Source organism: Sphingomonas metalli (genome assembly GCF_014641735.1).
Lineage (GTDB): Bacteria > Pseudomonadota > Alphaproteobacteria > Sphingomonadales > Sphingomonadaceae > Sphingomonas > Sphingomonas metalli.
Map to the genome: position 1 here is coordinate 101,850 of NZ_BMIH01000002.1, position 21,010 is coordinate 122,859.

The 21,010-nt window shown below is 68.3% G+C and carries 19 protein-coding genes and 2 pseudogenes; 12 read left to right on the top strand and 9 right to left on the bottom strand.

What is annotated here, in order from left to right:
* Nucleotides 1-12: 12 nt before the first annotated feature.
* The 3 genes and pseudogenes from IEX18_RS18850 to IEX18_RS06630 form a co-directional block, all read left to right on the top strand.
* Nucleotides 13-504 (top strand): annotated as a pseudogene (locus IEX18_RS18850) (trypsin-like serine protease); the annotation flags it as partial.
* A gap of 441 nt (nt 505-945) precedes the next feature.
* Nucleotides 946-1,062 (top strand): annotated as a pseudogene (locus IEX18_RS18855) (PEPxxWA-CTERM sorting domain-containing protein); the annotation flags it as partial.
* Between the two features lie 64 nt (nt 1,063-1,126).
* The gene (locus IEX18_RS06630; RefSeq protein WP_188657960.1) at nt 1,127-2,368 is read left to right on the top strand and encodes a DUF418 domain-containing protein; all 1,242 of its coding nucleotides are present in this window, start codon (nt 1,127-1,129) and stop codon (nt 2,366-2,368) included.
* On the opposite strand, the gene IEX18_RS06635 is transcribed toward IEX18_RS06630, so the two are convergent.
* The 6 genes from IEX18_RS06635 to IEX18_RS06660 form a co-directional block, all read right to left on the bottom strand.
* Nucleotides 2,362-2,802, bottom strand: a complete 441-nt coding sequence (locus IEX18_RS06635; protein ID WP_188657961.1) for an Hpt domain-containing protein — start codon at nt 2,800-2,802, stop codon at nt 2,362-2,364. The genes IEX18_RS06630 and IEX18_RS06635 overlap by 7 nt on opposite strands.
* A gap of 74 nt (nt 2,803-2,876) precedes the next feature.
* On the bottom strand, nt 2,877-4,247 hold the full coding sequence (der, locus tag IEX18_RS06640) for a ribosome biogenesis GTPase Der (RefSeq protein ID WP_188657962.1): 1,371 nt from the start codon (nt 4,245-4,247) through the stop codon (nt 2,877-2,879).
* Between the two features lie 10 nt (nt 4,248-4,257).
* A complete protein-coding gene (locus IEX18_RS06645) occupies nt 4,258-5,586 on the bottom strand; it encodes an outer membrane protein assembly factor BamB family protein (RefSeq protein WP_188657963.1) in 1,329 nt (442 codons plus the stop codon).
* On the bottom strand, nt 5,583-6,296 hold the full coding sequence (locus tag IEX18_RS06650; protein WP_188657964.1) for a tetratricopeptide repeat protein: 714 nt from the start codon (nt 6,294-6,296) through the stop codon (nt 5,583-5,585). The genes IEX18_RS06645 and IEX18_RS06650 overlap by 4 nt, the downstream gene beginning before the upstream one ends.
* A gap of 85 nt (nt 6,297-6,381) precedes the next feature.
* Complete coding sequence (gene panB, locus IEX18_RS06655) at nt 6,382-7,254, bottom strand: 3-methyl-2-oxobutanoate hydroxymethyltransferase (RefSeq protein ID WP_188657965.1); 873 nt, start codon at nt 7,252-7,254, stop codon at nt 6,382-6,384.
* Between the two features lie 37 nt (nt 7,255-7,291).
* The gene (locus IEX18_RS06660; RefSeq protein WP_188657966.1) at nt 7,292-7,642 is read right to left on the bottom strand and encodes an ArsC family reductase; all 351 of its coding nucleotides are present in this window, start codon (nt 7,640-7,642) and stop codon (nt 7,292-7,294) included.
* A 159-nt stretch (nt 7,643-7,801) separates the two neighbouring features.
* Here IEX18_RS06660 and IEX18_RS06665 point away from each other — a divergent pair, with 159 nt between their 5' ends.
* The 5 genes from IEX18_RS06665 (at nt 7,802) to IEX18_RS06685 (ending at nt 13,529) form a co-directional block, all read left to right on the top strand.
* Entirely contained in the window at nt 7,802-8,362 is a 561-nt protein-coding gene (locus IEX18_RS06665; protein WP_188657967.1) for a hypothetical protein, read from the top strand.
* Nucleotides 8,363-8,671: 309 nt separating this feature from the next.
* Entirely contained in the window at nt 8,672-10,747 is a 2,076-nt protein-coding gene (locus tag IEX18_RS06670) for an NAD(+) synthase (protein ID WP_188657968.1), read from the top strand.
* A 93-nt stretch (nt 10,748-10,840) separates the two neighbouring features.
* The gene (locus tag IEX18_RS06675) at nt 10,841-11,716 is read left to right on the top strand and encodes a CDP-alcohol phosphatidyltransferase family protein (protein ID WP_188657969.1); all 876 of its coding nucleotides are present in this window, start codon (nt 10,841-10,843) and stop codon (nt 11,714-11,716) included.
* The gene (locus IEX18_RS06680) at nt 11,716-12,807 is read left to right on the top strand and encodes an inositol-3-phosphate synthase (protein ID WP_188657970.1); all 1,092 of its coding nucleotides are present in this window, start codon (nt 11,716-11,718) and stop codon (nt 12,805-12,807) included. Before IEX18_RS06675 ends, IEX18_RS06680 begins: the two co-directional genes overlap by 1 nt.
* Before the next feature lie 14 nt (nt 12,808-12,821).
* A complete protein-coding gene (locus IEX18_RS06685; protein ID WP_188657971.1) occupies nt 12,822-13,529 on the top strand; it encodes a phosphocholine cytidylyltransferase family protein in 708 nt (235 codons plus the stop codon).
* A 35-nt stretch (nt 13,530-13,564) separates the two neighbouring features.
* Here IEX18_RS06685 and IEX18_RS06690 read toward each other — a convergent pair whose 3' ends face one another.
* From IEX18_RS06690 to modA, 3 genes are read right to left on the bottom strand one after another with little or no spacing between them, the layout of a single operon-like run.
* Nucleotides 13,565-14,329, bottom strand: coding sequence for an ATP-binding cassette domain-containing protein (locus tag IEX18_RS06690; protein ID WP_229664418.1), 765 nt, complete (start codon nt 14,327-14,329; stop codon nt 13,565-13,567).
* Nucleotides 14,326-15,012, bottom strand: a complete 687-nt coding sequence (modB, locus tag IEX18_RS06695; protein WP_188657972.1) for a molybdate ABC transporter permease subunit — start codon at nt 15,010-15,012, stop codon at nt 14,326-14,328. Before modB ends, IEX18_RS06690 begins: the two co-directional genes overlap by 4 nt.
* Before the next feature lies 1 nt (nt 15,013).
* Nucleotides 15,014-15,796, bottom strand: a complete 783-nt coding sequence (modA, locus tag IEX18_RS06700; protein ID WP_229664419.1) for a molybdate ABC transporter substrate-binding protein — start codon at nt 15,794-15,796, stop codon at nt 15,014-15,016.
* A gap of 99 nt (nt 15,797-15,895) precedes the next feature.
* Between modA and IEX18_RS06705 the strand changes: the two genes are divergently transcribed.
* The 4 genes from IEX18_RS06705 (at nt 15,896) to IEX18_RS06720 (ending at nt 20,999) form a co-directional block, all read left to right on the top strand.
* Nucleotides 15,896-16,972: a beta-N-acetylglucosaminidase domain-containing protein gene (locus IEX18_RS06705; RefSeq protein ID WP_188657973.1), complete on the top strand. Its 1,077-nt coding sequence runs from the start codon at nt 15,896-15,898 to the stop codon at nt 16,970-16,972.
* A gap of 188 nt (nt 16,973-17,160) precedes the next feature.
* Nucleotides 17,161-17,808 carry an Npun_F0296 family exosortase-dependent surface protein gene (locus IEX18_RS06710; protein ID WP_188657974.1) on the top strand — a complete coding sequence of 216 codons (648 nt, stop codon included), beginning with the start codon at nt 17,161-17,163 and terminating at the stop codon, nt 17,806-17,808.
* 294 nt (nt 17,809-18,102) lie between these two features.
* Complete coding sequence (locus IEX18_RS06715; protein ID WP_188657975.1) at nt 18,103-20,250, top strand: TonB-dependent receptor; 2,148 nt, start codon at nt 18,103-18,105, stop codon at nt 20,248-20,250.
* Between the two features lie 35 nt (nt 20,251-20,285).
* Nucleotides 20,286-20,999 (top strand): ZIP family metal transporter, encoded by a 714-nt coding sequence (locus IEX18_RS06720; RefSeq protein ID WP_188657976.1) that lies wholly within the window; start codon nt 20,286-20,288, stop codon nt 20,997-20,999.
* Nucleotides 21,000-21,010: the final 11 nt, after the last annotated feature.

Consider the following 21,010-nt stretch of genomic DNA (forward strand, 5'->3'; position numbering starts at 1 on the left):
GTGACTAGTACTATGGCAAACGGACTAAAATTCGAGGCGTCTAATGCTATTGTTGGACGCACCTCCACTGCCAGTGTAGCCTTTGGTGGAGACCCGCGATATTTCGCGACTGCGCAGAAATATAGCGGTGTCGTCGCCCTTCTGATGGACCGCGGCGCGGCGGGCAGCTTCGTATGCTCGGGATCGCTGCTGGGTGATCGGCGCTCGATCCTGACCGCGGGCCATTGTGTTAGCGACGGGGCGGGGACGGCCGCCCCCATCAAGACGACCGCCTATTTCTATAACGGCAGCGATCCCGACACGATTCCGTGGCAAAGCAGCGCGGCGACCGCCGTCGACGTCAGCGACTATTTCGTCAACGCGGCCTATACCGGCGAGGTCATCGACCAGAATGACATCGCCGTCCTGCGCCTGTCCGAGTTGGCGCCGCTCTTCGCCAACAGCTACGACCTTTATGACGGTGACGATCTCAGTCTGACCGACTTCAACACCGCCGGCTATGGTCGCCGCTCGACCGTCGGTGGAGATCTCGGGGTCGATGCGGGAGTCGGGCGCCGGCGGCAGGGCGACAATCGCTACGAGTTCAGGCTGGGGGACCCGATCCTCAACGGCGCCTTCGATGATGAATTCGGCAAGGCCGACTACAGCCACGTCTATCTCGCCGATTTCGACAACGGCAAGCGCGCCAACGATGCTGCCTGTGTCCTGACCGGCTTCGTCGGGGTACAGAGCTACAAATTCTGCGATTTGGGTCGCGGTCCGACCGAAGCAACCACGGCGCCCGGCGATTCCGGCGGGCCGCAGTTCGTCGACGGCAAGCTGGCGAGCGTGACGTCGTTCGGCCTCACCTATTACAATCTCGGCGACATCGACAAAGTCTATAACGACTCCTTCGGCGAATATAGCGGCTTCGTCCCCACGTCGATCCATCGCAATTGGATCAACAGCGTCCTGGCCGTGCCGGAACCATCGACCTGGGCCCTGATGATCGCCGGATTTGGTCTGATCGGCGGATCGATGCGTCGTCGCACGCGCACCCGTATCCGTTTCTCGATGTCCTGACCCAAGGGGCGGCGAGCGGGCGGATGCCGTCCGCTCGCCACATTGCCATGACAGGCGCGGGTGCATGACCGCAGCCGTTTCCGCCCCGGCAATCCCGCACGCCGACCGTCATCTGTCGCTCGACGTCATTCGCGGCGTTGCGGTGATGGGCATCGTCACCGCCAACCTGCCCGCCTTCGGCCTGCCCTCCGCCGCCTATTTCTCGCCGCTGGCGGCGGGCGGCACCCGGCCCCTCGATATCGCTTTGTGGCTGATCAACTTCGTCCTGATCGAGGGGAAGATGCGCGGGCTGTTCGCCTTCCTCTTCGGCGCATCGCTGCTGCTGGTGATCGAAAGAGCCCGCGCGGCTGGCGACGATCCGCTGGCCGTCCATGGCGGGCGGATGGCGGTGCTGTTCGGCATCGGCCTGATCCATCTCTATCTGATCTGGTGGGGCGATATCCTGGCGCATTATGCGCTGTGCGGGCTGATCGCCTATCCGATGACCCGCTACCGGACGCGGACACTGATCATGATCGGGATCGGCTGCCTCGTCCTGAGCATGGTGATGGCTGTGGCGGGCCTCGTAGCGCTGCTGGAGAGCGCCCCGAGAGCGACCGCGTCGGCACAGGCGACGTGGAACGGCTTCGCAGCCGTATTTGGCGTTCCGCCAGCGCGCGAGATCGCGGCGGAGGTCGCGGCCCAGCGCGGTGGATGGCTGAGCGAGTTCGGCTGGCGGTGGCATCACGCTACCGGTCCGCTCACGGCGCTGCTGGCGGTGGGACCCGAGACACTGGGCTCCATGTTTCTCGGCATGGCCGGCCTGCGCTCGGGGTTCCTGACCGGCCGGTGGGAGCGCGAGCGCTACCGGCGGTGGGCGACCACCGGACTCCTTCTGTCCCTCGCCGGCTATACGGCCCTGGGCTGCAACACCATCGTCCGGGGCTTCGCTATGCCCGCCGTCTATTTCGCCTCGATCGCGGTCGCCGAGCCGCTGCGACAGGCCGGTGTCCTGGGCTTTGCGGCGCTGATCATCTTGGCGATGCGGCCCGGCGGCCGGCTGACCTCGCGGGTCGCCGCAGCCGGGCGCTGCGCCTTCACCAACTATCTCGGCACCAGCCTCGTGATGACGTTCTTCTTCAATTGGGGTCTGGCGCAGTTCGGCCAGTGGAGCCGCGCATCGGTCTATGCCTTGGCGCCGCTCGCATGGATCACGATGCTGGCGTGGAGCGCGCCCTGGCTCCGCCGCCATCCTTATGGCCCGTTCGAATGGCTGTGGCGCAGCCTGTCACGGGCGGAGTGGCAGCGCTGGCGGCGCGTTCAGTAGCCGGTCGGTCCCGAGCGGCGACCGAAGCCGCCAGCGGCGGGCGGTGTGGGCCGACGCTGGGTGACCAGCGGGCTCGCTTCACGCTCCAAGAGCGCCAGCGTCTCCTCGAACAACGGGCGCAGCCGGGTCACGTCCTGCAAGGCGTGCTCCGGTGTATCCTGTCGCTCGACGCAGTCCCGCGCCGTCATCTCGATCGTTTCGGCCAACATCGCGAGCGGCTCCGCACCGAACTGGCGGGCCTCGCCCTTCAGCGTGTGCGCCGGGATCACCAGCGCCGCCGCCTGATTCGCGCGCATCGCTGCCTCGATCGCCGCCACCGACTTCACGCCGTCCTCGCGGAAATAGCCGAGGATGCGCACGAACCCGCTGCCCAGCTCCGCCCGCGCGGCATGATAGGCGGTCCAGTCCACCAAAGTGCTTCCCTCGAACGACACGGCCCTGCTCCGGCTGTCTAAACCCCAGTCGTCCGCTTACCGGGCGAAGGTAAACAGCGGGTTGCGCCCGGCAATTAGTCCTGTTTGTCGAAGGGGTTCTTCGGCGCGCGCAGGGTCAGGCGCACCGGTACCGCACCGAAGCCGAGTTCGCGCCGCATCGAATTCACCAGATAGCGTTCGTAGCTGGCGGGCAGCTGGTCGACGCGCGTGCCGAAGATGACGAAGCTGGGCGGCCGCGTCTTCACCTGGGTGACGTAGCGCATCTTGATCCGCTTGCCGCCCGGCGCGGGGGGCGGATTGGCCTCGACCGCCCGCTCGAACCAGCGGTTGAGCTCGCCGGTGCCGACCCGCTTCGACCAGGCCTCGCGCACCTCGAAGGCCGCGCCGAGCAGCTGGTCGATACCCTTGCCGGTCGCGCCGGAGACGGTGATGACGATCACGCCCTTCACCTGGCTCAGCCCGTCTTCCAGCGCCTTCTTCACGCCGTTGAACAGCGACGAGGCGTTCTCGGCGATGTCCCATTTGTTGAGCGCGATCACCAGCGCCCGCCCTTCCTGCAGCACCCGGTCGGCGATCCGCAGATCCTGCGCCTCCAGTCCCAGGGTCGCGTCGAGCAGCAGCACCACCACCTCGGCGAAGTCGATCGCGTGCAGGGCGTCGGCAACGGAAAGCTTCTCCAGCTTGTCCTGCACCTTGGCCTTCTTGCGCATCCCGGCGGTGTCGATCAGCCGCACCGCCCGCGTCTCGCCGGCCGGGCTGTGCCACTCCCAGTCGATCGCGATCGAGTCGCGGGTAATCCCCGCCTCGGGGCCGGTGATCAGCCGTTCCTCGCCGAGCATCCGGTTGATGAGGGTCGACTTGCCCGCGTTGGGACGTCCGACGATCGCCAGCTTCAGCGGCGCGTCGGGGCTTTCATCCTCTTCGTCCTCGGCCTCGTCTTCCGTCTTTTCCAGATGGGGCAGCAGCGCCTCGAACAGGTCGCCGACGCCCTCGCCATGTTCGGCGGAGAGCTGGACCGGATCGCCAAAGCCGAGCGCCAGCGATTCGAGAATGCCCTGCTCGCCCGCACGCCCTTCGGCCTTGTTGGCCGCCAGTACGACCGGGGTGGTCGACTGGCGCAGCCACCGGGCGATCTCTTCGTCGAGCGGCACGACGCCCGCGCGCGCGTCGACTAGGAACAGCGCGACATCGGCCTGGCGCAACGCCGCCTCGGTCTGCATCCGCATCCGGCCGGGCAGCGTCTGGGCGTCGTGATCCTCATAGCCCGCCGTGTCGATGACGCGGAAGTCGAGGCCGAGGAGGTGCGCGTCGCCCTCGCGCCGGTCTCGGGTCACGCCGGGTCGGTCGTCGACCAGCGCCAGCTTCTTGCCGACCAGGCGGTTGAACAGCGTCGACTTGCCGACATTGGGTCGGCCGACGATCGCGACGGTGGGAAGCCGGGCCATGCCGTTCGCGTCACCGCCAGGCGGTGACCTGCCCCTTCTGGTCGAGGGTGAACAGGGTGTTGTTGGCGACGATCGGCGGCAGCGCGAAGGGCACCTTGGTCTCGATCGTCTGCACCACGCTGCCATCGGCGGGCGAGGCCATGACGATCTGGCCCAGCGAGTTGGTCATGGTCAGGCGACCGCCCGCGAGCACCGGACCGAACCAGGTGATCGGCCCCTTCTTCCCCTTCGGCTTGCGGAAGCGCGGCAGCTGCGCGATCCACTTCGCCTTGCCGCTGGCCCGCGACAGACAGGCCAGCCGCGCGTCGTCGGTGACGACGAACAGCCAGTCGCCCGCCAGCCAGGGCGTGGAGATGCCGGCGATATTCTGTTCCCACAGCCGCTGACCGGTCGACAGCTCCAGCGCGACCATGCGCCCCCCCTGCCCGACCGCATAGACGCGGCCCTGGTCGACCACCGGCGAGGCGTCGATGTCGGCAAGACTGCCGACCGCGGTCGTGGTCGAGGAGCGCGACAGCGCGTCCTGCCACAGCACGCGCCCGTTCTCGTAGCGATAGGCCGACAGCTCGCCCGAGCTGTAGCCCGCCACGACCGAGCCCTGGCTGGCCGAGGGCGCGGCCACGCCATAGACGCCCTGCGTCTCGACAGTGCCGGACTGGACCCACTGGACCTTGCCGTCGGCGTCGCCGAGTGCATAGATCTGGTTGTCCTGGGTCAGCACATAGACGTTGCCGTTCGCCAGGGTCGGCGCGCCGCGCAGCGGCCCGCCTGGCCGTGCCCGCCACAATTCCTTGCCGCTACCCGAGTCGTACGCGACGACGTCGCCCAGCCCGTCGGTGGCATAGACCCGGCCGTTGTCGAAGCTGACGCCCCCGCCGAAACGCGCCGGCCGGTTCTTCTTGGTGTCGGCCGCGAGCTGCGCGGTCCAGAGCGACGCGCCCGTGTCCGCCGACAGGGCATGCAGCGTCGCGGTGACGTCGACGACGAACACCTTGCCGTCGGCCATGACCGGCGCCGCGCCCAGTCGCTCGCGGGGCGAGCCGCCGGCGATGGTCGTGCGCCAGGCCCGGGCCGGCGTCTCACCGAGCGCGAGCTGGCCGACCGACTTGGCCGCATTGCCGCCGGGCTGCGCCCAGGCGTCGTTGACCTCGGCGGCGGGCAGCGTGACCGCCATCTGGGCGAGCGCGGCGTCCGCCTCTACCCCGTTCTCGGACGTGAGGATCGGCACGCGCTGGCCGACTGTCGGCGTCTTCTTCGGGCCACCGCCCTTGAACACGCCGCACGCGCTGAGCGCCACCAGCGCCGCGACCATCGCGGGCGCGCGAAACTGCTTCATCATTGCGCGGGACTATCCTGATTGGCCCGGCCGCCGGCGGGGCTCGCATCGACTCCCAATAGGGACGCCATCTGAACCGCACGTTGACGGATCGACTCGGGCACGCCTTCATCCTGCGCGACGCGGGCGAAGAGCTGGCCCGCGGGACCACGCTGGCCGAGCCGCATCTGCGCCACCGCCATCATCTCGCCCGCGCTTCCCAGCCACGGATTGCCCGGCACCGCGAGCGGGCGCAGGCGGTCGACCACCTGCTGCGGCGGCAGCGTGTCGAACTCGGTCGCGGTCTGGCGGACCAGCGCAAGGTCGCGGAACGGCTGGGCGACGCCGCTGTCGCCCGCCACGGCGGCGAACTTCGCGGCCGCGCCCTTGGTGTCGCCGCGGCGGAGCAGGATGTCCGCCTCGCTGAACAGGGCGAGGACGCGATAGGCATCACGATCCGACTTGCTCAGCTCCGCCAGCAGCGGCTGCGCCTTGTCCATCTGGCCGGTCGACAGCGCGTCATAGGCGGCCTGGAGCCGTTCGCCCTCCTGCCCGGCCGATTCGCCCTGGCGATGCTGCCAGAACAGATAGGCGCCGAATGCCGCCAGTCCGATCAGGACGACGGCCCCGACCGCGATGCCCCAACGTTTCCAGAACCGGACCAGATCGTCGCGGCGGACCTCGTCATCGACCTCGCGCAGGAAGGCTTCGTTGGATTCGGGCGACAGCGCCAAGGAGCGGCTCCGGGTTGTGGAGGGGAACGGACAGGAAAGGGGCGATCAGCGCCTTTAGCCGCACTCACCGCCAAACGGAAGCCGATCAATCCCGCGGCGCATAGACCTGGTCGTCGGTGGGAAAGCTGCGCGCCCGCACCTCCTCGGCATAGCGGGCCGCGGCCTCGCCGATCCGAGCGCCGAGATCGTCGTATTTCTTCACGAAGCGCGGCACCCTCTCGAACAGGCCGAGCATGTCCTCCGCCACCAGCACCTGCCCGTCGCATTGCGCCGAGGCGCCGATCCCAATCACCGGGCAGGCGAGCGCGCGGGTGATGGCGATCGCGATCGGCTCGACCACGCCCTCCACCACCACCGCGAAGGCGCCCGCCTCCGCCACGGCGCGGGCGTCGCCCTCGATCTTGGCGGCTTCGGCGTCGCTGCGTCCGCGCGCGCCATAGCCGCCCAGCATGTTCACCGCCTGCGGGGTCAGCCCGACATGGCCGATGACGGGAATGCCGCGTTCGGTCAGGAAGCGGACGGTGGGCGCCATCGCCTCACCCCCCTCCAGCTTGACGGCGGCGGCGCCGGTTTCCTTGAGCAGCCAGGCGGCGCTCTCGAACGCCTTCTCGGGCGAGGCTTCGTAGCTGCCGAAAGGCATGTCGATCGCGACGACGGCATGCCAACTGCCGCGCACCACCGCCGCGCCGTGCGCCGCCATCATCGCGAGCGTGACGGGTACGGTCGAGGGCAGGCCATAGACCACCTGCCCCAGACTGTCCCCGACCAGCAGCAGGTCGCAATGCGCGTCGAGCAACTGCGCGGTGCGCACCGTATAGGCGGTCAGCATCACCAGCGGCTCCGCCGTCGTGCCATCGACCTTTCGCGCGCGGATCGCCGGAACGGTCAGCCGCTTGAGCGGCGCGGGCGTCGGGTTCGCGCGGCTGGTCGCGGTGTCGAGCGTGTAGGTGGTGGACATTTGCGCGCTTCTAGCCGCAGTCCGATGGTGCGGCCAGTCAGCGCGCGAAGATCGCCGCGTAGCGATCAGGCTTGAACCCTGCTTCCAGCACCTCGCCATGAACCAGCATCGGCCGCCGGATCATCGACGGCTGCGCCACCATCAACGCGATCGCCCGCTCCGCATCGAGGTCCGTCCGGTCGGTCTCGGGCAGCTTTCGGAAGGTGGTGCCGGAGCGGTTCAGCACCGCCTCCCAGCCGAGCCGCTCCACCCAGCCGCGCAATGTGTCGGGGTCGATGCCGGCCTTCTTATAGTCGTGAAAGGCGAATGGGATGCCCGCCTGATCGAGCCAAGTGCGGGCCTTCTTGACGGTGTCGCAATTGGGGATGCCGTAGAGGGTGGCGGTCATTGTAGGTCCAATCGGCGGGGATGAGTCGACCGCTTTACTACCGAACGCCGCGACCTCCCGCGACACGGGAGCGATAAACCTTCAAAAAACATCAATCATTCGTTCAGTGTAGGCGGCAGTGAGAATCATTGCGGTTGTCAGATCTAATATGATCGACCCATGATTTCGCAGGCCGGAAGCATCGTAGCGGTCATCGTCCGGAAATACGAGCGGTCTATACGGTTCCGGCTTCGCATCATGAGGCTGAATGTCATGTCCTTTGCCTTTTCAGCGGTCATCACGCTGACAACAGCAACAGCCGCGCTGAACGGCCTCCAATTATCTCAGCCCAGCGCGAACCATTCAGCGAGCAGGACGCATGGCGTGCCACCGACGCCGCCACCGCCTCCAGAAATCTACGACCCGCAAAGTGGGCCCTTCATCGTTCGCATGACCCCTGACGGCGAAATAGATGAGCAATCGCGAGGCGTCGCTGAAAATGCGGTGCGTCAGTGGACGGACTTGAATTTGCAGAGATTTATCATCTGCTATCGCTCAGCCTCCCAAGGACGAGACTATAGCGGCGGAATCCGCTCCCTAGAATCCGTTGCACGTGAACTCAAAGCACACGGCGCCATCGAAGTTGTGATGCCTGACGGTGGCCCGTGCAGCGACGACGTGCCGCGGCCCACGTCGTGGAACGCAGACCATGTCGTCATTCTGGGTGTCGTCCACCTTTGATCCTTGGCTTCCACGACCTGTAGAGCCCTTGTTCCCGCATTTGCGAGACCTGTGCGAAAATACTACCCCGATGCCGTACTCGTTCCCGCATCCACCGTCCCACTCGCATACAAGCCCTTCATTCTGCCAAATCATGAATCACGGAACAGGTCCGGGATGACGATTGTAGGAGGCTATCGTCGCGACTTGCACAGGGGTCCCGCAGTTACGGGCATGATGGACAGAACAGAGCCACCACACACCCCGATCCAACCCGGCCCCACTTGACCGAGGATGGTGCAAACCCCTCCCCACATGATTAGTGAAGCGATGACCCATCGCTTCTTCTCGCTCCATCACCATCGCATGATCCGGGTCGCGGCGGCGACGCCGCCGGCGAGCGTGGGGGATGTGCCCGCCAACACCGCGCGCACGATCGCGCTGGCGCAGGAGGCGCACGCCAAGGGCTGCGACCTCGTCGTCTTCCCCGAGCTGAACCTCACCAGCTACGCGATCGACGATCTTCACCTGCAATCGGCGCAACAGGCGGCGACGCTCGCCGGCATCCGCGCGGTGGCGGCGGCGAGCGTGACGCTGAAGCCCGTGCTGCTGGTCGGTGCCGCGATCGAGCGGGCCGGGCGGCTCTATAACTGCGCGGTCGTGATCGCGCGCGGGCGGGTGCTGGGCGTGGTGCCCAAGACCTATCTGCCCAACTATCGCGAATATTACGAGAAGCGGTGGTTCGCGAGCGGCGGCGGCCTGACCGGGCTGACGATCGACCTGGGCGGGGGGCTCGACGCCGCCGGGCCGGTGCCCTTCGGCGCCGACCTCATGTTCGCGGCGGACGACCTGCCCTTCTTCACCTTCCATGCCGAGATTTGCGAGGATTACTGGGCCCCTACCCCACCCTCGACCATGGGCGCGCTGGCCGGAGCGCTCATCTGCTGCAACCTGTCGGCGAGCAACATCGTGATCGGCAAGGCGCGCGAGCGGATGCTGCTCGCCGCGGCCCAGTCGGCCCGGACCGCCTCCGCCTATGTCTATTCGGCGGCGGGGATCGGGGAGAGCACCACCGACCTGTCGTGGGACGGGCAGGGCTTCGTCTACGAACTGGGCGAGCTGCTCGCCGAATCCGAGCGCTTCGCGCGCGGGCCCCAACTCGTGCTCGCCGATGTCGATGCCGAGCGCCTGATCCAGGAGCGGACCCGCTTCGGCACCTTCAACGATGCCGCGCGCGAGGCGGGGCACCCGGAGACCCGGTTCCGTCTGATCGCCTTCACCCATGGCGAGGATCTGGACGACGTCGCGGAGCGCGGCGGGCTGGCGCGCGATATCCGCCGCTTCCCCTTCGTGCCGAACGATCCCGCCAAGCGCGACGCGGACTGCTACGAGGCCTTCAACATCCAAGTGGAGGGTCTGGCGAAGCGGCTGGAGGCGGCGCGCGCGTCGACGCTGGTGATCGGCGTGTCGGGCGGGCTGGATTCGACCCACGCGCTGATCGTCGCGGCCAAGGCGATGGATCGGCTGGGCCGCGGGCGCGACACGATCCTCGGCTTCACCATGCCGGGCTTCGCCACCGGCGAGGGGACCAAGGCCCATGCCTGGGCGCTGATGCGCGCGCTGGGCATTACCGCCGCGGAAATCGATATCCGACCCGCTGCGCGCCAGATGCTGGCCGATATGGGCCACCCCTTCGCGGCCGGAGAGCCGGTCTATGACGTGACCTTCGAGAATGTGCAGGCCGGGCTGCGCACCGACTATCTCTTCCGCCTCGCCAACCAGCGCGGCGGGCTGGTGCTGGGGACGGGCGACCTGTCGGAGCTGGCGCTGGGCTGGTGCACCTATGGCGTCGGCGACCAGATGAGCCATTATGCGGTCAATGCCGGCGTGCCCAAAACGCTGATCCAGTTCCTGATCCGCTGGTGCATCCGCACCGGCCAATATGACGACGAGACCAATCGGGTACTGGCCGCGATCCTGGCGCAGGAAATCAGCCCCGAACTGGTGCCGGCGGATGAAACGACCGGCGCGCTCCAGTCCACCGAGGACATGATCGGCCCCTATGCCCTCAACGACTTCTTCGCGCATTATGTGCTGCGCCACGGACTGAGCCCGTCCAAGATCGCTTTCCTCGCCTGGCATACGTGGCGCGATGCGGCGGCCGGGCGCTGGCCGACGGATGTCCCGGCAGAGGCGCAGGTCGCCTACGACCTGCCGACGATCCGGGTCTGGCTGGAGCGCTTCTGCCGGCGCTTCTTTCAGACCAGCCAGTTCAAGCGGTCGGCCCTGCCCAACGGCCCGAAGGTGTCGAGCGGCGGTGCGGTCAGCCCGCGCGGCGACTGGCGCGCACCTTCGGACGGCACCGCGACCCTGTGGCTGGAAGACATCGCGGCGAACATGCCATAGGTGCCTTCCGCCCGGTGCGCGGGTGCCAGGCTGCGACAGATCAATTCGCGCCATATTGAAAAGCCTCGCGGAGGGGCGCATTGTGACGGTCTGATGACACGTCCGCCACATCGTGCGCCCCTGCTCGACCATTCGCGCGATCGGCGGATCGAGGATCCCTCGAACCTGTGGCTGATCCATCCGCTCGGCCGGCGGCTGTTGCCGCTCGCGCTTCGCGCGGGCGTGTCGGCCAATATGGTGTCGCTGGGCGGACTGGCGATCGGCGCGACCGCTGCGCTCAGCTTCGCGCATCCGGGTCGCCCGGCCTGGATCGCCGCCGGGCTGGTGCTCGCGGTCCTGTGGCTGGTGATGGACGGGCTCGACGGCATGGTCGCGCGGGCGACCGGCACGGCAAGCCCCCTCGGCCGGGTGCTCGACGGGCTGTGCGATCACGGCGTCTTCATCCTCATCTATGTCGCGCTCGCGCTGACGATCGGAACCGGCGAGGCGTGGGCGCTGGCCTTCGCCGCGGGCGGTGCGCATGCGCTGCAGTCGAGCCTCTACGAGGGTGAGCGCGCACGCTTCCATCGCCGTGCCCGCGGCGAGGCCCGCAGGGCCGCCGACCCGGTCGCGAACAGCCCCGCGGTGCGGCTCTACGACGCGCTGGCGGGCACGCCCGAGCGGCTGTCGGACGGGTTCGAACGGCGACTGGCGAGCGCGTCCGATTCGGCGGCACTCGGCCGACTCTATGCCGCCGCGGCTGTCGCGCCGATGCGCCTCCTCGCCTTGCAGACCGCGAACGTGCGGGTCGCAGCCATCGCGCTGGCCGCGCTCGCCGGCGATCCGCGGCTGTTCTGGTGGTTCGAGATCGGGCCGCTGACGCTGGCCGCGCTGGTGGGCCTGGCATGGCACCGCCGGGTCGAGCGCACGTTTCTTCATTCGATGCCGGCCGCTTCGGTTGCGCTAACCGTCAGGGAACAGGGACAATAATGGGTACGATTCGCATCGCGATCATCGGCGTGGGCAATTGCGCCAGCAGCCTGGTGCAGGGCCTCGAACATTATCGCGAGGGGGCCAACGACATGGTCGGCCTGATGCACTGGGACATGGGCGGCTATCGCCCGGCGGACATCAAGGTCGTCGCCGCCTGGGACGTCGACAGTCGCAAGGTCGGCCGCGACGTCGCCGACGCGATCTTCGCCAAGCCGAACTGCACCGCGGTCTTCGCCCCCAACGTGCCCGCGACCGGTACGGTGGTGAAGATGGGCGCGGTGCTCGACGGGGTCGCCGAGCACATGGCCGACTATAAGGACGAGCGGACCTTCATCGTCGCCAACGACACCCAGCCGAGCAAGGACGAGGTCGTCGCCGAATTGCGGGCCTCGGGCGCCGACGTGCTGATGAACTATCTGCCGGTGGGCAGCCAGCAGGCGACGGAATTCTACGCCGAGTGCGCGCTGGAAGCCGGCGTCGCCTTCGTCAACAACATTCCCGTCTTCATCGCCAGCAATCCCGAATGGGCGGCGCGTTTCGAGGCGGCGGGCGTGCCGATCATCGGCGACGACATCAAGGCGCAGCTGGGCGCGACGATCGTCCACCGCGTGCTGACCGACCTGTTCGCCAAGCGCGGCGTCAAGCTCGACCGGACCTATCAGCTCAACACCGGCGGCAATACCGACTTCCTCAACATGTCGAACCATCGCCGGCTCGCCTCCAAGAAGGTGTCGAAGACCGAGGCGGTGCAATCGGTCGCGGCAGAGCGGCTGGAGGACGACAACGTCCATATCGGCCCGAGCGACTATGTGCCCTGGCAGAACGACAACAAGGTCTGCTTCCTGCGCATGGAGGGCCAGCTGTTCGGCGGCGTGCCGATGAACCTCGAGCTGCGCCTGTCGGTCGAGGATTCGCCGAACAGCGCGGGCGTGGCGATCGACATGATCCGCTGCGCCAAGATCGCACGCGATCGCGGGATGCGGGGCGTGATCGATCCCGCCTCCGCCTATTTCTGCAAGCATCCGCGCACCCAGATGACCGACGATCTGGCGCAGACCGAGGTCGAGCGCTTCATCGCCGCGGCCTGAGCGGCGGCACGGGGATGATCCGGACGGGGGTGCTGCTGGCGGCAGGGCATGGCAGCCGGCTGCGCGGCTCGGCGCCGTACAAGCCGCTGTGCCCCGTCGCCGGCCGCCCGCTCATCGACCATGCGCTGGCGGGGATGGCGGAGGCGGGGCTGACCCGGGCAGTCGTGGTGCTCGGCTATGGCGCGGGGGCGATCGCCGAGCATCTCGCGCGGCGGCACTGGCCGCTGTTCGTCGAGGTGGTCTTCACCCCCGATCCCGATCGCCCCAATGGCGTCTCCGTCCTCGCCGCCGCGCCGGCGCTGAAGGGCGAGCAGGCTGTGCTGGCGATGTGCGACCACCTCGTGGCGCCGGCGCTCTATGCGCGGCTGGCATCGACGGGCGCATGCGACGGCGTGACGCTGGGGATCGATCGCCGAATCGGTCATCCCTGGGTCGATCCGGACGACGTGACCGGCGTGGAGACCCGCGGCGCCGCGATCGTGGCGATCGGCAAGCGGCTCGGCAGCGCCGATTGCTACGATACCGGTGTCTTCGCGATCGGCCCGGCCCTGTTCGCCGCTCTGGGCAGCTTCGGCGCGCCGTCCCTGACCGACGGCGTGCGGGTGCTGGCGGCGGAAGGACGGGCGGGGGTGGTCGATTGCAGCGATCTCGACTGGATCGATGTCGACGATCCTGCCGCGCTCGCCAAGGCCGAGGCGTGGCAGCTGGCGCGCGCCGCGTAGAGGACGTCTCGGCCGCCGTTCGACGGCAGACCGACCTACCAGCTGATCCGCACGATCGACCCGGCCGGCGCATCAATACCGGGCATGTCGAGGTCCCGCCCGTCGACCCGTATCCTGCCCGGCGCGATCACCTCTCCCGCAAGCTCGCGCGCGGGGAGCAGCTCGGCGGTCGGCCCCTGCGCCACGACGCGGCCCTGTTCGATCCGCACCAGCCAGTCGCCCAGCCGCCGCGCCTCCTCGGCGCTGTGCGTGACATAGAGGATCGGCAGGCCGAAACGCTCTTTCAGGGCCGCGATGAAGCCCAGCACCTCGTCGCGCCGGGCGGCGTCGAGGGCGGAGACGGGCTCGTCGAGCAGAAGGAGGCGGGGTTGCGACAGCAGCGCTCGCCCCAGCGCGACCCGCTGCCGCTCGCCGCCCGAGAGGTCGCGCGGGGCACGGTGGAGAAGGTGGCCGATGCCGAGCACCCCGATCACGGCATCCCAGGCGATGGGCCTCGTCTCCGTCGCCCGCATCCAGCCATAACGCAGGTTCCGCTCGACGCTCATGTGCGGGAAGAGATGCGCCTGCTGATGGACGAAGCCGATCCGGCGGCGTTCGGCGGGCAAGGCATCCAGCGAGACGCCGTTCAGATCCACTCGCGCCGAGCTGGTCGGAGCGAGCCCGGCGATCGCCGCCAGCGTGGCCGACTTGCCGGCACCGGAGGGACCGAACAGCACGGTCAGGCCATCGGCAGGCGCGTCGAAGACGATGTCGAGCGAGAAGGCGTCGAGCGGGCGGCGGATCGCCACCGACAGCGTCATCGCGCCGCCCGCCGACGGCCGAACGCCAACAGCGCCTCGGACGCGATCAGCCCCACGAGCGCAACCGCCAGCGCGATCAGCGACAGGCGCAAGGCGGCCCCCTCCCCGCCCGGTACCTGCAAGGCCGCATAGATGGCGAGCGGCAACGTCTGGGTTTCGCCCGGAATGCTCGCGGCGAAGGTGATGACCGCCCCGAACTCGCCAAGGGCCGCGGCGAAGCCCACGACCGCGGCCGCGAGAAGCCCGGGCGCAGCGAGCGGCAGGACGATGGTCACGGCGCGGTCGACCGGCCCGGCGCCGAGCGCCCGCGCCGCATCCTCCAGCGCTGGGTCGACCGCGCCGATCGCCTGTCGCGCGGCGCGCAGCATCAGCGGAAAGGCGCAGACGCCGGCTGCGAGGGCTGCGCCGGCCGGGGTGAAGGCGAGCCTGACCCCCAGCGCCCGGTCGAGCCAGCCACCTACCGGCCCTTCCACTCCGAAGATCAGCAGCAGCGCAAAGCCGGTGACCACCGGTGGTAGAACAAGCGGCGCGTGGAGCAGCGCATCGAGCAGTATGCGCCCGGGGAACCTGTGTCGCGCCAACAGCCACGCAAAGCCGATCGCGGCGATCAGACCCCAGAAGGTCGCCCAGCCCGCCACCCTCAGGCTCAGCAGCAGCGCCTGCCACTCCTCGGGACTGAGCATCCTAGCGTAGCGGGCGGAAGCGGTAGCGGCGAAAGATCGCCTGCGCCTCCGCGCCGCCGAGGAACCGGTAGAAAGCCGTGGAACCGCTGCCCGCCCCCTTCAGCACCGCGGCGGGATAGACGATCGGCGCATGGCTCGCGGCCGGGAAGACGCCGACGATCCGCACCCCCCGCTCCGCTGCCGCGTCGCTTTCGTAGACGATGCCGAGCGGCGCCTCGCCCCGCGCGACATAGGCGAGCGCTGCGCGCACGTCCGGCGCAGGCGCCAGTCGCCCGGCGACGCTGTTCCACACGCCGAGCCGGCTCAGTGCCTGCTGCGCATAACGGCCCGCGGGAACCGCAGCCGGCTCTCCGATCGCCAGACGACCTTGCCCGAGCGAAGCGGCAAGCGGAAAGCCCGGTCTTATGACCATCCGCGTCCGGGAGGCCACCGGCGCGACCAGCACGAGTCTTCCGCCGACCAGATCGCGCCGCGCGCCGGGCATCAGCCGGCCCGCCTTGTCGAGGACGTCCATCCACTCCCGGTCGGCGGAGACGAACAGGTCGGCGCGGGCACCGGCCTGCACCTGCCGCGCCGCGGTGCCGCTGGCGGCAAAGGCGAGGCGTACGGGTTGGCCCGTGCGAGCGGTATAGGCGCGCCCCACGGCGCTCAGCGCATCGGCAAGGGATGCGGCGGCGAACACCGTCAGAGGCTGGCGCTGGGCCGGCACGGCAAGCGGCATCGCCGCCGTCAGAACGGCCAGTCCCGCATACAGCGCCCGCCGGGTGAAATGACGCGACATCATGGCAGCAGCGATATGGTGCGGGCAGAGGCTTGGCAATCAATGCCTCTTCGCGACACCCATCGCTGGACAAGGGGGACGCCGGTGGGCGATGCCCCCGTCATGACCGTCCCGCCCGCACCCGAACTCGGCATCATCGAAGGGTTCTTCGGCCCGCGCTGGTCCTGGTCCGAGCGGCGGGCCGTGGTCGCGCATCTCGCGCCGGCGGGCTACCGCTTCTACCATTATGCGCCCAAGGCCGACAGCCATCTGCGGCGGGACTGGCGCTCGCCGCATCCGGATCCGGAGGCGCAGGAGATCGCCGCCTTCGCCAGCTACTGCCGCGAGTACGGCATGCGATTCGGCATCGGGCTGAGCCCCTTCGAATTGCATCTGGCGCCGGAAGCGGAGGCGATGGCTGCACTGTCCGACCGGATCGCTTCGCTGAACGCGCTCGGGATCGATGACCTCGCCATCCTGTTCGACGATATGCGCGGCGACCTGCCGGACCTGGCGGAACGGCAGGCGGCGATCGTCGATCATTGTGCGGCACGACTGCGGGCGACCCGCTTGTTCATGTGCCCGAGCTACTATTCGAACGATCGCGTCCTCGACCGGGTGTTCGGCCAGCGGCCGGCGCAGTATCTCGAGACGCTGGGCCGACGGCTCGATCCGGCGGTCCGGATCTTCTGGACCGGCGAGGAGGTCTGCGCCCGCGCGATCACGCCCGGCCATCTAGCCCGCGTGGCGGAGCAGTTGGGGCGGCCGGTCTGTCTCTGGGACAATTATCCCGTCAACGACGGCCCGCGCATGTCGGGGCACCTGCACCTGCGGGCCTTCACCGGCCGGACGGCTGCGAACGCGTCGTGGTTGAGCGGGCACGCGATCAACCCCGCGCTCCAGCCGCTGCTCGGCTGCATCCCGGCGCTGACCCTGCCGATGCTCTACGCAATGGGGGAGGCGTATCGCTACATGGACGCATTCCGCAGTGCGGCAACGCAACTGTGCGGCGATCGGCTGGCCGCCATGCTGGAACGGGACCTTCTCAGTTTCGAAGATGGCGGTCTGTCGCGGCTCGGCGAGCGGAATGCTTCCCTGTCGCATGCCTATGCGCAAATCGACCATCCGGTCGCTGCCGAGATCGTCCGGTGGCTGGCGGGACACTATTCCGTGTCGGCAGTGGACGTGCAGACACAATAGTGGATATAACGTCCCCAATTGGGACATAGCTCCACGGTTACCAAAAAATTCACTAAAATTTTTGTGCTGCACCGCAACCTTTCGATCAACCTGTCGTTTGCGGGTTGGACAGGAGACGCTTGGCTTTTCTGACGGTTGGCGGTGGGCCAGCCGGTGGCGACGCCTGTCCGTAAAAGGGAGTACCCAACATGACGCGACAGATTTTTGTTGCTGCCGCTCTGCTTGCGAGCGCCGCGAGCCCGGCCTCGGCCGCCACGCTCTTCGCCCAGAATGGCAGCACCGCCACCTTCGCTGCACCGGCCGGCACGGTCGTGAACTTCAACAGCACGCTGCCCTCGAGCATCACGCTGAACCTGACGGGTCCGAATGCGGCGATCCGCAGCGGCGATGCCGCCGGTCAGTATGCGCAGCCCGCGTTCAGCGACGGCTCGGCCTATCTGGCCGTCGGCCCGAGCTCCTCGGCCACGCTGGCTTCGACGATCGGCTATCAGAGCGTCAGCTTCTTCATCGGTTCGATCGACTCGTTCAACACCGTTGAAGTGCTGAGCACGACCGGTGCGCTGATCGCCCGCTACACCGGCGCGTCGTTCACCGCGAACCCGAACGGCGACCAGGACCTGCCGAACACCAACCGTCGCATCACCATCACCCGCGATGCGGTCGATGCCCTGATCGGCGGCGTTCGCTTCCTGTCGTCGGGCCCGGCGATCGAAGTCGACAATGTCGTCTTCGCCGTCCCCGAACCCTCGACCTGGGCACTGATGTTCCTGGGCTTCGGCATGGTCGCGGGCGCGTCGCGCTACCGCCGCCGCAGCCAGGCGGTCGTCTACGGCTGATCCCGGCCGGTCACGATCGGATAACGGCAGCAGCCGGGCGCTCCCCCGCCCGGCTGTTTCCATTTGGAGTGGCGTATGACGTCATGCGGACCTGGACGTGCCGAGGGAAGTCGAGGCGGCGGCGAGTTTCCAGGCTCGTCAGTTCGGCTCGGAGCAGACGGTAAGCCGCCTATCAGCGTCGTCATGCTCGAGCCGCCACGCCACGCCTGCCTTGATCAACATGACAGAAAAGTCTCTTGATACATAATATCATCTCTACTACCCGACCGTCATCGAGGTTCGGGAGTCGAGTTGATGAAGCGTCTTTTGCTCAGCGCGGGATGGATCGCGTTCGCCTCCACGGCGCAGGCGCAGGTCGGTGTCCCCGCCGCTGCGCCCGCCCCGGTTCCGAACGATGCCGCCGTCGCGGCCAGCCGGCAGGCGCCGGAGATCGTCATCACCGGCATCCTCAATCAGACCGAGCAGGACGTCCTCCAGGGCACATCCGTGCTTTCGGGCTCCGAGCTGACGCGCGACCTTCGTCCCACGATCGGCGAAACGCTGGCCAGACTGCCTGGCGTGTCGGCCACCTCCTTCGGCCCGAGCGCGTCGCGCCCGATCCTGCGCGGTTTCCAGGGCGAGCGCATCCGCGTCCTCACCGACGGCATCGGCTCGATCGATGTCTCGAACACCAGCGTCGACCATCCCGTCGTCATCAACCCGCTGCTTGCCGAGCGGATCGAGGTGCTGCGGGGACCGTCGGCGCTGCTGTTCGGCTCCTCCGCGGTCGGCGGCGTGGTAAACGTCATCGACACCCGCATTCCCCGTCGCCTGCCCGAGAAGGGCTACCGCTTCGACGGGATCGCCGATTATGGCTCGGCGGCGAACGAGCGCTCGGCCTCCGCGGCGGGCGATGTCGCCGTCGGCCGGCATCTGGTGCTGCACGCCGATGGTTCGTACATCAAGACCGACGACTTGAAGATCGGCGGCTACGCCCTGTCGCCCGCCGCGCGCGCCGCGGCGTTGAGCCAGGTGGGCCTGCCGCAGACCGGCGACGAACCGATCGATTTCGCCGCCTCCGCCGCGATCCGCGGCCGGCTGCCCAACACCGCGAGTGAGACCTGGACAGCCGGCGTGGGCGCCACGCTGATCACAGAGGGCGGGCAGCTCGGCGTATCCTACAGCCATTATGACAGCTTCTACGGCGTGCCGATCCGCTACGCGACCGCGGTCGGGCAGGAGCAGGAGGCGCCGCGCCTCGACGTGGCGCAGGACCGCGTCGACCTGCGCGGCGAGGTCTATGTCAACGGACCCTTCATCGACTCGCTGCGGATCCGCATCGGCCATGCCGACTATCGCCACGCCGAGCTGGAGGAGGACGGATCGGTCGGCACCCAGTTCTTCAACAACGGCACGGAGGGCCGCTTCGAAGTCGCCCAGGCCGATCGCGGCGGGTGGAAGGGTGCCAGCGGCATCCAATATCTCAACCGCCTGTTCGACGTGGTCGGCGACGAGGCGTTCCTGCCGGCCAACGAAACCAATCAGACCGGCCTGTTCACATTGCAACAATATGATGCGGGCAAGTGGAAGCTTGCGGGCGGCGCCCGCTATGAGTGGAGCAGCCTCGCCGCCCGGCCGCTGACCACCCAGCCGCAGTTCGTGCGCGGCCGGCGCGATTTCGGCGCCTTCTCCGCCTCGCTGGGCGCTTCCTATGCGCTGTCGGACTCGGTTCGGATCGGGCTCAACGGCTCGCATACCGAGCGCGCGCCCTCCGCCGAGGAGCTGTTCGCCAACGGCCCGCATGCGGGAACCCAGGCCTATGAGCTGGGCAATGCCGGGTTCCGGCTGGAAAAGGGTTGGGCGCTCGAGGCGACCTTTCACGCCCATACCGACCGGTTCAGTCTGGACGCCTCCGCCTATTACAACTGGTTCTCCAACTATATCTCGGAGAACGCCGTCGATCCGTCGGTCTGCGCCGCGGCGGCGGGGGACGCGGTCGACCTGCCCTGCTTCCAGTACCAACAGGCCGACGCGCGCTATTGGGGCGTGGAGGCGGACGCGACCGCGCATCTGTTCGCGATCGGCAACACCCGCCTCAACCTCGACGTGCTCGGCGACTATGTTCGCGCCAATGTGGTCGATGTCGGGCCGGTGCCGCGCATTCCCCCGGCGCGCGTCCTCGCCGGACTCGAGGCGCAGAGCGATGCGATCACCGCCCGCGCCGAGATCGAGCATCTGTTCGACCAGAACCGCGTCGCCGCCTTCGAAACGCCGACCCGCGACTATACGGTCGTCAACGCCAGCGTCGCCTTCTCGCCCTTCGGGGCGGGCAACCGGACCCAGATCCTGCTCTCGGCGAACAACATCTTCGACGTCAATGTTCGTCGACACGCCAGTTTCCTGAAGGATTTCGCGCCTCTTGCCGGGCGCGACCTGCGCGCGACGTTGCGCGTCGGGCTGTGATCCGCCATCCCCGCGCCAGCGGGGCTGGGGAATAGATGGACCATTTGCTGCTTCCCTTGGGCATCGGCATCGCCGCCAGCGCGGCGACGCTGCTAGGCGGGCTCATCGCCCTGCGCTTCCACGACCGCATCTCGCTGGTGCTCGGTCTGGCGGCGGGCATCGTGCTGGGCGTCGCGCTGATCGATCTGGTGCCGGAGGCGCTCGAGCTGGGCCGTGGCCTGTATGATCCCCGCGCGATCCTCGCCTGGGTGGCGGCCGGCTTTGCCGGCTATATGCTGCTCGATCGCGGGCTCGGCGCGCTCGGCCAGGGCGCGTCGCCATGGCGCGACCATCTGGGACCCGCCAGCCTGACGTTGCACAGCTTCCTCGACGGCATGGGGATCGGCCTCGCCTTCCAGATGTCACCCGAGATCGGGTGGGTCCTGGCCCTGGCAGTCCTGACGCACGACGTGGCCGACGGCGTGAACACCGTCAGCCTCTCGCTGACCGGCAGCCGCCCGGCACTGGCGCGTCGCTGGCTCCTGGCGAACGGGCTCGCGCCGCTGACGGGCGTGATCGTCGGGCTGGCGATCCGGCTGCCCGGCAGCCTCCTCGCTCCCATCCTGGGGGCGTTCGGCGGCGTGTTCCTGTTCATCGGCAGCTGCGAGCTGGTGCCCCGCGCCAGGCTGCGCGATCCCCGCTTGCGCGCGACGCTGGCGACGGTCGCGGGGCTGGCGCTGATGCTGGTGGTGACGCGGCTCGCCCACTGAACCGGCAAGGC